At 72.5% G+C, this 14,580-nt stretch carries 13 protein-coding genes; 9 read left to right on the top strand and 4 right to left on the bottom strand.

Going from position 1 to position 14,580, the window contains the following annotated elements; all coding sequences use genetic code 11:
- Positions 1-50: 50 nt before the first annotated feature.
- Positions 51-2,354, top strand: coding sequence for an N-acetylmuramoyl-L-alanine amidase (locus ACWEQG_RS22780; RefSeq protein ID WP_452287480.1), 2,304 nt, complete (start codon positions 51-53; stop codon positions 2,352-2,354).
- 93 nt (positions 2,355-2,447) lie between these two features.
- The gene (locus ACWEQG_RS22775) at positions 2,448-2,894 is read left to right on the top strand and encodes a DUF1801 domain-containing protein (protein ID WP_452287478.1); all 447 of its coding nucleotides are present in this window, start codon (positions 2,448-2,450) and stop codon (positions 2,892-2,894) included.
- Positions 2,895-3,020: 126 nt separating this feature from the next.
- On the opposite strand, the gene ACWEQG_RS22770 is transcribed toward ACWEQG_RS22775, so the two are convergent.
- Together ACWEQG_RS22770 and ACWEQG_RS22765 are read right to left on the bottom strand one after the other, a co-directional pair.
- Positions 3,021-4,112 carry a hypothetical protein gene (locus ACWEQG_RS22770; protein ID WP_452287476.1) on the bottom strand — a complete coding sequence of 364 codons (1,092 nt, stop codon included), beginning with the start codon at positions 4,110-4,112 and terminating at the stop codon, positions 3,021-3,023.
- A gap of 149 nt (positions 4,113-4,261) precedes the next feature.
- Entirely contained in the window at positions 4,262-4,603 is a 342-nt protein-coding gene (locus ACWEQG_RS22765) for a PadR family transcriptional regulator (protein WP_310742108.1), read from the bottom strand.
- Positions 4,604-4,854: 251 nt separating this feature from the next.
- Between ACWEQG_RS22765 and ACWEQG_RS22760 the strand changes: the two genes are divergently transcribed.
- From ACWEQG_RS22760 to ACWEQG_RS22740, 5 genes are all read left to right on the top strand, one after another.
- Positions 4,855-6,204, top strand: a complete 1,350-nt coding sequence (locus tag ACWEQG_RS22760; RefSeq protein WP_452287474.1) for a TrkH family potassium uptake protein — start codon at positions 4,855-4,857, stop codon at positions 6,202-6,204.
- Between the two features lies 1 nt (position 6,205).
- Positions 6,206-6,859, top strand: a complete 654-nt coding sequence (locus ACWEQG_RS22755; RefSeq protein ID WP_363469223.1) for a potassium channel family protein — start codon at positions 6,206-6,208, stop codon at positions 6,857-6,859.
- 229 nt (positions 6,860-7,088) lie between these two features.
- A complete protein-coding gene (locus ACWEQG_RS22750; RefSeq protein WP_452287472.1) occupies positions 7,089-8,129 on the top strand; it encodes a PP2C family protein-serine/threonine phosphatase in 1,041 nt (346 codons plus the stop codon).
- A 104-nt stretch (positions 8,130-8,233) separates the two neighbouring features.
- Complete coding sequence (locus ACWEQG_RS22745; protein WP_452287470.1) at positions 8,234-8,458, top strand: hypothetical protein; 225 nt, start codon at positions 8,234-8,236, stop codon at positions 8,456-8,458.
- 53 nt (positions 8,459-8,511) lie between these two features.
- Positions 8,512-10,278 carry a thiamine pyrophosphate-dependent enzyme gene (locus tag ACWEQG_RS22740; protein ID WP_452287468.1) on the top strand — a complete coding sequence of 589 codons (1,767 nt, stop codon included), beginning with the start codon at positions 8,512-8,514 and terminating at the stop codon, positions 10,276-10,278.
- A 71-nt stretch (positions 10,279-10,349) separates the two neighbouring features.
- Here ACWEQG_RS22740 and ACWEQG_RS22735 read toward each other — a convergent pair whose 3' ends face one another.
- A complete protein-coding gene (locus ACWEQG_RS22735; RefSeq protein ID WP_452287466.1) occupies positions 10,350-11,942 on the bottom strand; it encodes an alkaline phosphatase D family protein in 1,593 nt (530 codons plus the stop codon).
- A gap of 204 nt (positions 11,943-12,146) precedes the next feature.
- Here ACWEQG_RS22735 and ACWEQG_RS22730 point away from each other — a divergent pair, with 204 nt between their 5' ends.
- Positions 12,147-13,052 (top strand): NAD(P)-dependent oxidoreductase, encoded by a 906-nt coding sequence (locus ACWEQG_RS22730; protein ID WP_452287464.1) that lies wholly within the window; start codon positions 12,147-12,149, stop codon positions 13,050-13,052.
- Positions 13,049-13,804, top strand: a complete 756-nt coding sequence (locus tag ACWEQG_RS22725; protein WP_452287462.1) for an SDR family NAD(P)-dependent oxidoreductase — start codon at positions 13,049-13,051, stop codon at positions 13,802-13,804. Before ACWEQG_RS22730 ends, ACWEQG_RS22725 begins: the two co-directional genes overlap by 4 nt.
- A 147-nt stretch (positions 13,805-13,951) precedes the next feature.
- On the opposite strand, the gene ACWEQG_RS22720 is transcribed toward ACWEQG_RS22725, so the two are convergent.
- A complete protein-coding gene (locus ACWEQG_RS22720; protein ID WP_452287460.1) occupies positions 13,952-14,542 on the bottom strand; it encodes a TetR/AcrR family transcriptional regulator in 591 nt (196 codons plus the stop codon).
- Positions 14,543-14,580: the final 38 nt, after the last annotated feature.

Here is a 14,580-nt window from a genome sequence, read left to right as displayed (position 1 = left end):
GATTGCCCCGGTCTGGTCCCCCACAGGCATCGGAGAAGGGGTCGCACAAGGTGAGACTCGCACTGCGCACCACCGCCGTCACGGGCGCCGTCACGGGCGCCGTCACGGGCGCCGCCGCGTGCGCCGCCGCGGCGATGCTGCTGCTGCCGGCCGTACCGGCGGCGCAGGCCGCGGACGGCGCCGCGCCTCGCGTGTCCTGCGCCGCGACGCTGTCGGCGCCGACACGGGAGGCGGCCTTCGGCGAGGCGGCACGGGCGACGGGCGCGCCCGAGCCGCTGCTGAAGGCCGTGGCGTACATGCTGTCCCGCTGGGACGACCACCAGGGCAGGCCGAGCTCCGACGGCGGCTACGGCGTGTTCGACCTGAGCGACGACACGCCGGTGACGGGAGACGGGGCCGGCAAGGGCCGGGCGGCCGGGACGCGGAGCCAGATCGCGGCGGCGGCCGAGCTGACCGGGCTGCCCGCCGACGCGCTGCGCGCGCAGCCGAACGCCAACATCTGCGGCGGCGCGGCCCTGCTGGCCTCCTACCACGACGGCGGCGACGACCTGGGCTCCTGGCGGGACGCGGTCGCGCGGTTCGGCGCCAAGCACGAGTTCGTCCGGCAGGTCTACCAGACCCTGCGCGCCGGCGAGAGCCGGGTCACCGCCGACGGCCAGACGGTCACGCTCGCCGCCGACGAGTCGGTCGCCGTCCCGCCGCAGGCCAAGGCGGCCGCGCCGGGCACCGACTGCCCGCCCGGCCTCGACTGCGAGCTGATCCCCGCGCCGTACGCCAAGCACGTCCCGGCCGACCCGGACAACACGACGCGCTACGGCAACCACGACGTCGCCGACCGGACCGGGGCGGGCGGGCCGAAGCTCGACTACATCGTCATCCACGACACCGAGGGCTACTACGACCCCTCGGTGCGGCTCGTCCAGGACCCGACGTACCTCGCCTGGAACTACACCATCCGCTCCGCCGACGGCCACGTCGCCCAGCACCTCGACGCCAAGGACGTGGGCTGGCACGCCGGCAACTGGTATGTGAACATGCACGCCATCGGCATCGAGCACGAGGGCTTCGCGGGCGGGGCGGGGTGGTACACCGAGTCGATGTACCAGACCTCGGCCGCGCTGGTGAAGCACCTGGCCGCGAAGTACGGCATCCCGCTCGACCGGGCGCACGTCATCGGCCACGACCAGGTGCCGGGGACGATCCTCGGCGCCACCAAGAGCATGCACTGGGACCCGGGGCCGTACTGGGACTGGGACCACTACTTCGAGCTGCTCGGCGCGCCGATCGGCGGCGGCCGGGCGGCCACGACCCGGGTCGCGCCGGGCGACGTGGTGGAGGTGCGGACCGGCTACCACGACAACCCGCAGCCGCTGACCGGCTGCGCCGCCGCGTCGCCGCCCTCGCCGGAGTGCGTCGCCGGGGCCGGCACCAACTTCGTCCCGCTCCGCCAGTCGCCGTCCGAGACCGCGCCGCTCGCCGCCGACCCCGGCTGGAAGCCCACCGGCGAGGCGGGCACGACGTACGTCAGCGACATCAGCGCCCGCGTCGTCTCCGGCCACAAGCTCGTCGTCGCCCAGGTGCAGGGCGACTGGCTGGGCGTGTGGTGGGCGGGCGCGCTGGCCTGGCTGCGCAACCCCGCCGACCGGCCCGTCGTGATCCCGGCCTCGGCCAAGACGGTCACCGTGAAGGCGGGGGCGGCCGCCCCCGCCGCCGTGTACGGCCGGGCCTACCCCGAAGCGCCGGCGTACGACGGCACCGGCATCCCCGTGCAGGCCATCTCGCCGCTGGAGTACACCGTCCCGGCCGGGCAGGCGTACGCCGTGAGCGACGACGACGTGGTCACCGACTACTACCGGGCGACGACGTTCGACGGATCGGCGCCGGGCGACCGCACCGACCTCAGGGGACAGGACCGCTACTACCAGCTCTGGTACGCCCACCGGCAGGTGTTCGTCCGCGCGGCCGAGGTGGACCTGCACGACGCGCGGCCCGTCGCGGTGGTCAGCACCACTCCCCCGGTCGTGCGCGGCGTGGCGAAGGTCGGCCGCACGCTGACCGCGTCGCCCGGAGCCTGGACGCCGTCGCCGAAGCGGATCCGCTACCAGTGGCTGCGCGACGGCGCCGAGATCAGGGGCGCGACCGGGCGGACCTACCACGTCAAGGGCCGCGACCGCGACGCCCGGCTGTCCGTACGGGTGACCGCGTCGGCCCGCGGCTACGAGTCGGGCGTCGCCACGTCGGCCGCCACCCCACCCGTCCAGCCCGCCAGGCACGGGCGGCCCGCGCGACCCACTCATCCCACGGCGTCCCCGTGGCGCTCCGAGCCCCGGCAGATCGACTGGTCGCGCCGTTAGACAGTGCCGTGCCTGCCCGGCCGCGGGTGGGCCCGGACGTCCACAGCGGGTCGGCGTCGATTTCTGTCGCACCCGCTGTGTAGTCATGAGGTCATGACGAGATCGAGACAGCCGGTGACGGCCCCGACCCGCGTGAGCGTCAACGCTTTCCTCGCCGCGGTCCCCGACGAAGGCCGGCGGGCCGACGCGGAACGCCTCTGCGGGATACTCCGCGAGGTGACCGGCGAGCCGCCCGTGATGTGGGGGCCGAGCATCGTCGGCTTCGGCCGTTACCGCTACCGCTACGAGAGCGGGCACACGGGCGAGGCGCCCCTGGTGGGCTTCTCCCCGCGCAAGCGGCATCTCGTCGTCTACCTGACAGGCGGGTTCGAGGAGAGCTGCGCCACGGTGCTCGCCCGGCTCGGTCCGTACCGGGCGGGCAAGGGCTGTCTCTACCTGAAGCGGCTCGGCGACGTCGACGAGAGCGTGCTCCGCGAGCTGCTCGACCATACGGCTCGGGCGCACAAGGAGGCCGACCACGCGGCGACCGGCGACGGATGAGGCGCGGACCCGGGCAGGCGTCCGCGCCCTACGCGTCGTCCGTCGTCGCCCGCGCCGGAGCCGCTCCCCCGTCCGGAGCTCCGGAGGCGCGCCGCCGGAGCGCCGGACGGCCGGGTGTCACCGCGGTCACCCGCCCGGCGGTCGCCCGGACAGCGCCGTAGCGTCGTCCGTCGCCCGCAGCGCGCGTACGCCGACGACGGCGAGGGTGATCCCGCTCGCCAGGAGCACGGCCAGCTGCACGCCACCGGCGAGGCCGGTCATGCCGAGGGCGGGGTCGGCCCCGCCGGGAGACAACGTGCCCGCCCGGGCGAGCACGGCGGGCACGGCCAGGATCGTGCCCGCCAGCGCGGCCGGTCCGGGCCATGTCAGCGCCCTGCCCATGGCCGCGCACCACACCGTCAGCGCGAGCAGCGCCAGGGAGGCGAGGCCGGGGGTGTCGACCCACATCCAGGCCTGCACGAGGATCGGCGACGGGACCGTCCCGGCCCTCGTCGCCGCCGCGAGAACGCCGACGGCCAGGGCGAGCAGGAGGCCGGCGGCGACCGGGACCGCGAGCAGGAGCAGGGCCCGCCGCGCGGGCAGACGGGGCGGCGGCGCGTCACGGTGGAACCCGATCACCAGGGCCAGCACCGTGACCACGGCCGGGAGGACCGAGCAGGCCCAGCGCACCGCGCTCTCCGCGTTGAGGAACAGCGGCGGCGCCAGCGCGTACGGCACGACCAGGGCCGCCGTGGCCGCCGCCTTGGCCGTGCGGGGGCGGCCGCGCACCAGCGCGCCGAGGGCGACCGCCCACAGCAGCGGCGCCAATTCGGCCAGCACCAGCCGCATACGCTCGGGCGACCCGGGATCGCCGATCCCCATGACCGCGCCGGGAAGCGACTCCGGGGGGAAGCCGTACGTGAGCACGGCCTGCCCGGCATAGACGCAGCCGATCATCGTCCAGTAGACGAGGCCGAAGAGGGCGGCCCGGCGGACCGCCTCACCCCACAGGCAGGACCGGGGCGGTGCCCCCGGGCCGCCCAGCCGCACCCGCAGCGCGAGCGCGACCACGCTGGCGATCTCCGGGAAGCGCGGGCGCTGGTCGTCGTGTGCCGCCCGCCCGGACTGGGCGCCTTCGAGGAAGGCCCAGACCATCTCCTCCTCGCGCTCGGCCCGGTAGGACGCGGGCAGCAGCCGCAGCCACCGCCGATAGCGATCCTCCAGAACGCTCACGCTCATGCCACCCCCTTCGCCTGACGGCTCGGGGTCGCATGAGCGAATCGCACCGTGCTTACTGATTCGCTCGCTTCGCTCGCTCATGCCACCCCCTTCGCCTGACGGCTCGGGGGCGTCTGGTCGCAACCCACCGTGCCCGTCCGCTCGCTCGCTCATGCCAGACCTCCCGCCTGCCTGAGCCGCAGCCGTTCGACGGCGCGGCGCGCGTTGTCGGCCAGCCGGACGGCCTCCTCCTCCAGCGCCCGCGCCCCCTCGTCGGTGAGGCGGTAGTAGCGGCGCAGCCGTCCCTGCCGCACCTCCTCGCGGTCCGCCTCCACGAATCCGTCGGCCGCGAGCCGGTCCAGCACGCCGTACAGAGTGCCGATCTTGAGCTGGACGCGGCCCCCGGAGAGCCGCTCGACCTCCTGCGCGATGCCGTAGCCGTGGCGCGGCTCGTCGACCAGTGCGGTGAGAACGAGAAAGGCGGGCTCCGTCATCGTCCGTGCTGCTGTCACGTTGCCACTATATATCGGGAGACATGATATGCGCGCGCGCCGGACATAGTAGGGGCCGCGAACCCCGATGTGCCTGACCCTTGATGTGCTGTTACGGTAGGCCGCGGTGTGCCGGGAAGTCGGGTCGGCGACGTCGTCGCATCGCCCGTACGGAGGTCTCCGGTGATTCTCAGGACAGCAGTCCGGCACCGTGCCGGCGATGAACGCGTCCGGGGCCGCGCGGAGGGCCGCGGAGGCGCGGAGCGACGGCCATGAGACTGTTCTGGGCCATACTGGGGCGCTTCCACCATCCGGCGCAGGTCATCACGACGGTGTTCGGGGTGACGATCATCCTGGGCACCACCCTGCTGTCCAGCCCGATGGCCACGGCCTCGGGCGAACCCGCGGGCTTGATCACCGCCCTGTTCACCGCGACCTCGGCGGTGTGCGTCAACGGGCTGACGGTCGTCGACACGGCCACGCACTGGTCGGCGTTCGGCGAGGTGGTCATCGCCGTCCTGATCCAGGTGGGCGGTCTCGGCATCATGACCCTCGCGACCGTCTTCACCCTGCTCGTCTCCCGCAGGCTGGGCCTGCGCGCCCGGCTGTCGGCGCAGGCCGAGGCCAAGGTGCTCAACGCCGCCGACCTGCGGCGGGTGGTGGGCAAGGTCGTCGTGTTCAACCTGCTCTGCGAGGCCGTCGTGGGGACCGTCCTCACACTCAGGTTCGTGCTCGGGTACGGCGAGCCCGTCGGCCGCGGCCTGTACCTGGGCGTGTTCCACGCGGTCTCGTCGTTCAACAACGCCGGTTTCGCGCTGTGGCCCGACAGCCTGGTCAGGTTCGCCGCCGATCCGTGGATCTGCCTGACCGTCGCGACGGCGGTGATCGTCGGCGGGCTCGGCTACCCGGTGGTGTTCGAGCTGCGCCGGTCCTGGCGCCGCCCCAAACGCTGGTCGCTGCTCACCCGCATCACGCTCGCGGTCACCACCGTCCTGCTGGCCGGCGGCACGCTGATCTTCCTGGTCACGGAATGGACCAACCCCCACACGCTCGGTCCCATGGACGGCAACGGCAAGCTGCTCGCCTCCTTCTTCACCGCCGTCATGCCGCGCAGCGCCGGGTTCAACACCATCGACATCACGCAGATGCACCCCTCCAGCTGGCTGGTCACCGAGCTGCTGATGTTCGTCGGCGGCGGCAGCGCGGGCACCGCCGGCGGCATCAAGGTCACCACCCTGGGCCTGCTCGCGTTCATCGTGTGGGCGGAGCTGCGCGGCGAGAGCCGGGTCAACATCGGCCACCGCCGCCTCACCGAGGCCGCGCAGCGGCAGGCGGTCTCGCTCACCGTGCTGAGCGTGAGCCTGGTCGCGCTCTTCACCTACGTCCTGCTGGTGCTGACCCCGCACTCCCTGGACCGGGTGCTGTTCGAGGTCGTCTCCGCCTTCAGCACGACCGGACTGTCCGTCAGCGTCGCCCCCGAAGCCTCTTCCGCCGCGCAGGTGCTGCTCACCCTGCTGATGTTCGTCGGCCGGATCGGCCCGCTCACGCTGGGCTCCGCACTGGCGCTCAAGGAGCGCGGCCGCCGCTATGAATTACCTGAGGAGGACGTCATCGTTGGCTGACATGAGAAACGACCCCGTCGCGGTGATCGGTCTCGGCCGCTTCGGCACCGCGCTCGCCCTGGAGCTGGTGCGGCGCGGCACCGAGGTGCTGGCCATCGACCATCGTCCGAAGGTGGTGCAGAGCCTCGCGGGCCAGATCACCCACATCGCCACCGCCGACGCCACCGATCCCGAGGCGCTGCGTCAGCTCGGCCTGCCGGACTTCTACCGGGCGGTGTGCGCCATCGGCAGCGACCTGGAGGCGAGCATCCTCACCTCGTCACTGCTGGTGGAGATGGAGATCGACGACATCTGGGCCAAGGCCGTCAGTCAGCAGCACGGCCGCATCCTCAGCCGGATCGGCGTCCAGCACGTGGTCTTCCCCGAGTACGACATGGGCGAGCGTGTGGCCCACCTGGTGAGCGGCCGCATGCTCGACTACATGGAGGTCGACGAGAACTTCGCCCTGGTCAAGACCCTCCCGCCCAAGGAGTACGTCGGGGTCCCCCTCGGCGAGTCGAGCCTGCGCCGCAAGTACGGCGTGACGGTGGTGGCGGTCAAGCGGCCGGGCGAGGAGTTCACCTACGCCACCGCGGAGACCGAACTCGGCTACGGCGACGTCATCATCGTGTCCGGACGCACGGACCAGGTCGAACGCTTCGCCGAACTGCCGTGACGGGGTGGCGGGAAGGCCGAATATCCGGCTTCACCGGTCATCACGTCACGAAATCGAGTAACGTCACTACTCATAGTGATCAGATGGGGCCGCCGCGACTTGACCGACCGGCCCCAAATCGTGCCATCCGTCGCGGACGACGGGGAGTGTCCCGCTCGCAAGACGGGAAGGAGTAAAGCCATCAGGAAAGGAATCATGTGCTGACGTGGGGGCCGGCAATGGAGTCGCGATGAGTTCCCAGAGCATCCTGCGCGCGTTGCCGTTCATCGCGATTCTCCTGGTCGTCGTCGTCGACCTGATCACAGGGCCCGGTGTGGGCTTCCTGCCGCTCCTCACCCTCGGGCCGGCATTCGCCTCGGTCGCGGGCGGCGTGCGGCGTACCGCCCTGGTGGGAGTGCTGGCCCTGGGCATCTGCCTCCCCCTCGCCGTCTACGACGGTCTCCTCGGCAGGCCGCAGAACAACCTCACCATCGCGGCCATCATCGGCGTCACCGCCGCGAGCATGCTCGCCAGCAGGCTCAGGAACCGGCGGGAGCGCGAACTGGCCGACGTCCGCCTGGTCGCCGAGGCGGCCCAGCGCGTGCTGCTGCGCCCCGTCCCCCGCCGCGCCGGCGACCTCCGGGTGGCGCTCTCCTACACCTCCGCGGCGGCCGAGGCCCAGATCGGCGGGGACCTCTACGAGGTCGTCACCACCCCCGACGGCGTACGCATCCTGATCGGCGACGTGCAGGGCAAGGGCCTGGAGGCGGTGGAGACCGCGGCGTGGGTGCTCGGCGCCTTCCGCGAGGCGGCCTACGACCAGTCTGAGCTCGCGGGCGTGGTCGAGCGCGTCGAGACCAGCCTGGCCCGGCATCTGAGCGGCGAGAAGTTCGTCACCGCCATCGTCGCGCAGGTCCACGACGGGGAGATCTCGCTGCTCAACTGCGGCCACCCCGCCCCTCTCGTGCTGCGGCACGACGGCGGTGTCCACTTCGCGGAGCCGCAGGAGGAGGCCCTCCCGCTCGGGCTCGGCATGCTCGGCTCGCCGCGCCCGAAGCCCCACCGGGTGCCCTTCGGGGACGGCGACCAGATCTTGTTCTACACCGACGGCGTGGTCGAGGCCCGGAGCCGGGAGGGCCGCTTCTACCCGCTGAGGGAGCGGGCGCATCTGCTGCGCGGCACCGATCCCCAGGCGGCCCTCGACGGACTGCGCGCCGACCTGCTGCGTCACGTCGGCGGCCCGGTCCCCGACGACGCCGCCATGCTCCTGCTGCACCGCCACCCGGGCTGAACCCGCCGCGAAGCGCGGGGGTCTGCCGCGGACAAAGCGGCCATGACCTGCCCTTTCGTTTACGCGTACGGGGGTCGGGAAGGGCACCCCGGGCGAGCCGTCCGATGCCGGAGTCGATCATGAACGTGCAGGGCAACGCGCTGAGGAACGCGGGGGACACCGTGGCGTCGGCGGTCGGCAGCGTCGCGGGCGCGGTGGCCGACCCGAAGGGCGCCCTGAAGCAGGTGAAGTCGGCCGTGTCGTCTCCGAAGCCGCTCGCCGTCGCCGCCGGCCTCGCCGCCGCCTACGCCCTCGGATGGCGGCACGGCCATCGGGCCGCGACACGCTGAAGGCCGCGGGCGCCGCGGTTCCCGTACGGCTCATTTGCCATCCGGAGGCGGACATGACCGAGATCGTAGGTGAGAGCCTGGCCCGGCGACTGGTGGAGTGGGGGGTCGACACGATCTTCGGGCTCCCGGGAGACGGGATCAACGGCCTGATGGAGGGCTTCCGCCGGCACCGTGACAGGCTGCGGTTCATCCTGGTGCACCACGAGGAGGCGGCCGCGTTCATGGCGACCGGCTACGCGAAGGCGACCGGCCGTCTCGGCGTGTGCGCCGCGACCTCCGGGCCGGGCGCGATCCACCTGCTCAACGGGTTGTACGACGCCAAGCTCGACCACGTGCCCGTGCTGGCCCTCACCGGCATGCAGGAGACCTCGGTGCTGGGCACCCACTACCAGCAGGAGGTCCACCTCGACCGCCTCTACCAGGACCTGGCCGCCTACAACCTGATGGTCACCAATCCGCAGCAGATGCCCGGCGTGGTGGACCTCGCGGTGCGCACCGCGCTGACCAGGCGGACGGTGTCGCACCTGACCTTCCCCAACGACATCCAGGTGGCGCCCGCGAGCGAGGACCCGTACCGTCACGTCGGGCCGGGCAATCCGCCCGCGAGCCTGCCGACCTGCTCCAGCCTGCCCCTGCGGCCGGTGGAGGAGGACCTGACCAGGGCGGCCGAGGTGCTGCGGCAGGGCGAGCGGATCGCCATGCTCGTCGGCGTCGGGGCCCGGCACGCCCGCGAGGAGGTGCTGGCGGTCGCGGACAGGCTGGCGAGCCCGATCGTCAAGAGCCTGCCCGGCAAGTTCGTGGTGCCCGACGACCACCCGCTCACCACGGGCGGGCTCGGGCTGCTCGGCACCGCGCCGAGCGAGGAGCTCATGGAGGAGTGCGACACGCTGCTCATGGTCGGCACGTCCTTTCCCTACGGGAAGTACCTGCCGCCCGACGGGCAGGCCCGGGTGGTGCAAATCGACGCCGACCCCACCCTGCTCGGCATCCGCCGCCCGACCCAGGCGCCGGTCACCGCCGACGCCAGGCTCGCCCTCCAGGCGCTGCTGCCCCTGCTCGAACCGGCGAAGGACCGGACGTTCCTGGAGAAGTACCAGCGCAAGATGGACGCCTGGCGGACGGACATGGAGGCGCTGGAGGACTCTTCACGCGACCCCATCGCGCCGCAGTACCTCATGGGCTGCCTCGACGACGCCGCCGCCGACGACGCCATCCTGGCCTGCGACTCCGGGACCATCGCGACGTGGGCCGCGCGGCACTGGACGATCCGCGGCGGACGGGAGTTCTACCTGTCGGGCAATCTCGCGACGATGGCCCCGGGCCTGCCGTACGCCGTCGGGATGCAGCACGCCTTCCCCGGCCGGCAGGTGATCGCCTTCGTGGGCGACGGGGGCTTCGCCATGCTCATGGCCGACTTCCTCACCGCCGTACGGCACGAGCTGCCCATCAAGGTCGTGGTGAACAACAACAACAGCTACGGGCAGATCCTGTGGGAGCAGATCATCCTCGGCTATCCCGAGTACGCCGTGCGGCACCGGCAGCCGGAGGCCGACTTCTCCGCCTGGGCCCGCGCCTGCGGGGCGTACGGCGCGAAGATCAAGGACCCGGCGGACCTGCCGGGCGCGATACGCGAGGCGCTGGCGCACGACGGCCCGGCGCTGGTGGACTGCGACGTCAATCCCAACGAGCCGCCCATGCCGGGCAAGGTCACGTACGAGCAGGCCAAGCACTTCACCGAGGCGTTCCTGCGCGGACAGCCGCACAAGGCCGGCGTCCTCGCCACGGTGGCCCGCGACAAGATCAATCAACTGCTTTCCTGAGGGTGCGAGGGCCGCTCCGGCCGATGCCGCGGAGCGGCCCTCGCGCACGATTTCCGGGGCGTGCGCGACGGTCAGCGGCGCGGCGAGCCGGCGCCGAGGCTCTGCTTCGGTCCGTGCTCGGGGCGTAGCGTCGTGCTCCACAGCACCGCGGATCGGGCGTCGCGCAGGCGTACCGTCAGGTCGCCGCTCGGGCCGTCGATCTCGATCTCGCCGAAGTGCTGGAAGCCCTCCATCGGGGATGCGTTCGGCTGCGGCGGCGCGTGCACGAACTCGGCGCGGGGCCCGAACGTGCCGTCGAGCACGTTGGGCCCGAACGCGCCGGCGTTGAGGGGACCGGAGACGAATTCCCAGAACGGGTCGAAGTCCTTGAACGCCGCGCGGGCGGGGTCGTAGTGGTGCGCGGCGGTGTAATGGACGTCGGCGGTGACGAACACGATCCCGCGCACGGCGCGCCGCTGGGCCGTACGGAGCACCTCGGCGAACTCCAGTTCACGCCCGAGCGGCGCGCCCGCGTCGCCCTGGGCCACTCCCTCCTGCGCCGTGGCCCCGTCGGGGACCACGAGGCCGAGCGGCAGGTCGGCCGCGATGACCTTCCAGGTCGCGCGGCTCCTGCTCAGGCCGTCGATCAGCCAGCGCCGCTGCCGGTCGCCGAGCAGGCCGCGGCGCGGGTCGGCGTAGCGGTTGTCGTCGTTGGGGTCCTTGTAGGTCCGCATGTCCAGGACGAAGACGTCCAGGTGGCGGCCGTAGGACAGCGTGCGGTAGACCCGGTCGTCGCCGATCGGCACCCACTCGTGGAACGCCTGCCGGGCACGGGCGGCGAGCACGTCGACGTTCTTCTCGGTGTAACGGGCGTCGTCGAGGATCTGGCCGGGGTACCAGTTGTTGCGGACCTCGTGGTCGTCCCACTGGTTGATCTGCGCCACCTCGGCGGCGAACGCACGATAGTTGGCGTCCAGCAGGTTGTACGCGAACTGCCCGCGATACTCGGCGAGCGTCTCGGCGACCTTGGACTTCTCCGCGGTCGTGACGTTGCGCCAGACCCGGCCGTCCGGCAGCGCCACGGTCGCGGTGAGCGGCCCGTCGGAGTAGACGGTGTCGCCGCTGCACAGAAAGAAGTCCGGGCCAAGGCGGCGCATCTCCTCGAAGATGGTCATGCCGCCGATGTCCGGGTTGATCCCCCAGCCCTGCCCGACGATGTCTCCGGACCAGACGAACCGCACATCGGCGCGCTGGTTCTCCCTCGGCGCGGTGACCAGCGACCCGCTCACGGCCTCGCCGGCCGCGCCGCGCTCGTTCTCGACTCGCACGCGGTAGTGGATCCGCCGTCCGGCGGGCAGTCCACGCAGGCGCACCCGTCCGGTCAGATCGGTGTCCGGAGTGAGCCAGGGCCCCCGGACGGTCTCCGCGTTCCGCAGGTCCGGTCGGGTGCCGTACTCGACGACGAGCCGCCCCGGCCGATCCGCGCGGCCCCAGACGACCGCCGAGTCCACCGTCGCGTCGCCGCTCTGCACGCCGTGGCTCAGCTCGGGCCGGCCGGAGACGACGTACGCGGGCGCGGACGCGGTGGCGCGCGCCGGCACGGCCCCCAGCACAGGCGACACGGCGAGGCCGCCACCGAGCGCGATGCCCGCTCGAAGGAGTGTTCTTCTCTCAAGGGAGGTCATGCCGCATATCTGTAACGGGCTCGGACAGCCGCCCGACCAACGGCACATTACGGATGGTCGAAATGCTCCCCCGCCGGACGGCGATTCCAGGCCGGGCGCCGGGACGGGCACAATCGTTCAAGACCGTCGCCGCGCCATCGGCTACAACGGTCCCCGGCGAGTGCCGCCAGGGCGGCACGGGGACGTGTGCGGGGAGGCGAGCGGATGGACGTGGGTTTCGTCGGTCTCGGGATCATGGGGCAGCCCATGGCCCTCAACCTGGCCCGCGCGGGAACCCCTCTCGTGGTGTGGAACCGCACGCCCGCCAGGAGCGAGCCACTGCGCGCCGCGGGCGCGGAGGTGGCGGGAAGCGCGTCCGAGGTGTTCCGGCGGGCGCGGGTGGTGCTCCTCATGCTGGCCGACGAGGCCGCGGTCGACGCGGTGCTGGAGCGCGGCACAGCCGGCTTCGCCCGCAACGTCGCGGACCGGGTCGTGGTCCACATGGGCACCACCTCCCCCGGCTACTCGGCCGGGCTGGAGGCCGACGTGCTCGCGGCCGGCGGCCGCTACACCGAGGCGCCGATCTCCGGCTCCCGGGTGCCCGCCGAGCAGGGGCGGCTGGTGGCGATGCTGGCCGGCCGTCCCGGAGCCGTCGAGGAGGTCCGCCCGCTGCTGACGCCGATGTGCGCCAAGACGGTGGTGTGCGGGCCGGCGCCCAGGGCGCTGCTGACCAAGCTCGCGGTCAACATCTTCCTGATCACGACGGTCACCGGCCTGGCGGAGTCGCTGCACTTCGGCGAGCGCCACGGGCTCGACCTCGGGCTGCTCGTGGACGTGCTCAACTCGGGACAGATGGCCAGCGACGTCTCGCGGGTGAAGGCGGTCAAGCTGGCGGGGCGCGACTTCGCCGCCCAGGCCGCCATCGCCGACGTGCTGAAGAACAACCGGCTCATCGCCGAGGCCGCGCGGGAGGCCGGCATCGCCTCGCCGCTGCTGGACGTCTGCCACGCCCTGTTCGGCGAGACCGTCGCGCTGGGCCACGCCGGCCTGGACATGGCCGCCGTCGTCCACGCGATCGAGGCCAGGACTCACATCGAGGCCAGGACACACGGAGAAAGGACAAGCGCATGACCTCTCGACCGATCGTCGTCGTCACCGGAGGGACGCGCGGCATCGGCCGGTCCACGGTCGAGCGGCTGTGCGCGGACGGGTTCGGCGTCGTCTTCACGCACTCGAACTCCGACGCCGACGCCAAGGCGCTGGAGGACGACCTCGGCCGTCGCGGCGCCCTCGTCCGCGGCGTACGGCTCGACGTGACCGAGGAGGACGCGCCGGAGCGGCTGTTCGAGCTGGCCGAGTCCGCCGGCGACGTCGCGGGGCTGGTCAACAACGCGGGGGTGACCGGCAGACTCGGGCCGTTCGCCGAGCTGACCGACGCCGACCTGCGGCGGGTCGTCGAGGTGAACCTCATGGCGCCGGTGCGGCTGTGCCGGGAGGCGGCGCGGCGCTGGACCGGCCGGACGCCCACGTCGGAGAGCGGCCCGGTGATCGTCAACGTCTCCTCCGTCGCGGCGCGCACCGGTTCCCCGCACGAGTACGTCGCCTACGCCGCGACCAAGGCCGCGGTCGAGACGCTGACCGTGGGCCTGGCCCGGGAGCTCGCCCCCGCGGGCATCCGGGTGAACGCCGTCTCCCCGGGGACGATCGACACCACGATCCACGCCCGGGCGGGTGAGCCGGGACGGGCGCAGCGGGTCGCGGCGCGGATCCCGATGGGACGCCCCGGCAGGCCGGAGGAGATCGCCGAGGCGGTCGCGTGGCTGTTGTCCGATCGAGCGTCCTACGTCACCGGGGCCGTGCTGAACGTCGCCGGCGGGCTCTAGGTACTTCAGACCGGTCGGAGGCTGCGGAGCCACAAGACCGCTCCCCGGAGATGTCGGGGGTCTTGTCGAACCGGAAGACCACGCCACTCCTCGACCCGGTTGACGCACCGTTCCACCGCGTTGCGTTCCTTGCGGAGACCCGGTGTGTCAGTCCCGGGCTCCGGCGTCGATGCCGCCGAGGATCAGGTCGGTCAGCGCCGCGACGGCCTCGGCGACGATGACCCGCCCCCGGTTCAGCTCCGCGGCGATCGCCTCAGCTGCGCCCAGCGCGCCGACGCAGCGCAGCCGGAGGGCTTCCTGGGTGAGCCCGGAGTACGGCCGCAGGGCGGTGGCCATCAGGTCCGTGTAGCCGTCGAGCAACTCGCGCTCGACCGCCTCCATCTCCTGGTTGCCCTTCAGCGCGGCCGAGATGGCGGTCCACTCCGGCATGTCGGTGGCGCAGGCGAAGTAGGCGGCGCTCAGGACGCGAGCGATCTCGCGGGGGACGGCCGGGGCGTCGCGCAGGGCCTCCTCCAGGGCGGCCTGGTGCCGCTCGTCGAGCCGCCGGTAGAGCGCGATCAGCAGGCCGGGGCGGGTGCCGAAGTGGTCGTAGACGATCGGCCTGCTCACTCCGGCGGCCTCCGCCAGGCTGAGCAGCGTGAGGCTGTCGGTGCCGTGAGCGCGCACGATCGCCATGGCGGTGTCGAGCAGTTGCTCCCGTCTGGCCGGCCTGGACAGGCGAGTCGATCCCGTGGTCATCGTTCTCCCTTGCTTCACCTCCCAGCATAAGCTACAAA

The organism is Microbispora sp. NPDC004025, assembly GCF_053604425.1.
The sequence above is the reverse complement of the archived record's forward strand: the minus strand, read 5'-3'. Positions and strand labels throughout refer to the sequence as shown.

Excerpts from the sequence above, each read along its gene's own strand:
- ACWEQG_RS22730 (WP_452287464.1), top strand. The coding sequence starts at position 12,147 with ATGGACGTGGGTTTCGTCGGTCTCGGGATCATGGGGCAGCCCATGGCC.
- ACWEQG_RS22735 (WP_452287466.1), bottom strand. The coding sequence starts at position 11,942 with ATGACCTCCCTTGAGAGAAGAACACTCCTTCGAGCGGGCATCGCGCTC.
- ACWEQG_RS22770 (WP_452287476.1), bottom strand. The coding sequence starts at position 4,112 with ATGAGCGTGAGCGTTCTGGAGGATCGCTATCGGCGGTGGCTGCGGCTG.
- ACWEQG_RS22745 (WP_452287470.1), top strand. The coding sequence starts at position 8,234 with ATGCCGGAGTCGATCATGAACGTGCAGGGCAACGCGCTGAGGAACGCG.
- ACWEQG_RS22755 (WP_363469223.1), top strand. The coding sequence starts at position 6,206 with ATGAGAAACGACCCCGTCGCGGTGATCGGTCTCGGCCGCTTCGGCACC.
- ACWEQG_RS22740 (WP_452287468.1), top strand. The coding sequence starts at position 8,512 with ATGACCGAGATCGTAGGTGAGAGCCTGGCCCGGCGACTGGTGGAGTGG.
- ACWEQG_RS22720 (WP_452287460.1), bottom strand. The coding sequence starts at position 14,542 with ATGACCACGGGATCGACTCGCCTGTCCAGGCCGGCCAGACGGGAGCAA.
- ACWEQG_RS22750 (WP_452287472.1), top strand. The coding sequence starts at position 7,089 with ATGAGTTCCCAGAGCATCCTGCGCGCGTTGCCGTTCATCGCGATTCTC.
- ACWEQG_RS22760 (WP_452287474.1), top strand. The coding sequence starts at position 4,855 with ATGAGACTGTTCTGGGCCATACTGGGGCGCTTCCACCATCCGGCGCAG.
- ACWEQG_RS22725 (WP_452287462.1), top strand. The coding sequence starts at position 13,049 with ATGACCTCTCGACCGATCGTCGTCGTCACCGGAGGGACGCGCGGCATC.
- ACWEQG_RS22775 (WP_452287478.1), top strand. The coding sequence starts at position 2,448 with ATGACGAGATCGAGACAGCCGGTGACGGCCCCGACCCGCGTGAGCGTC.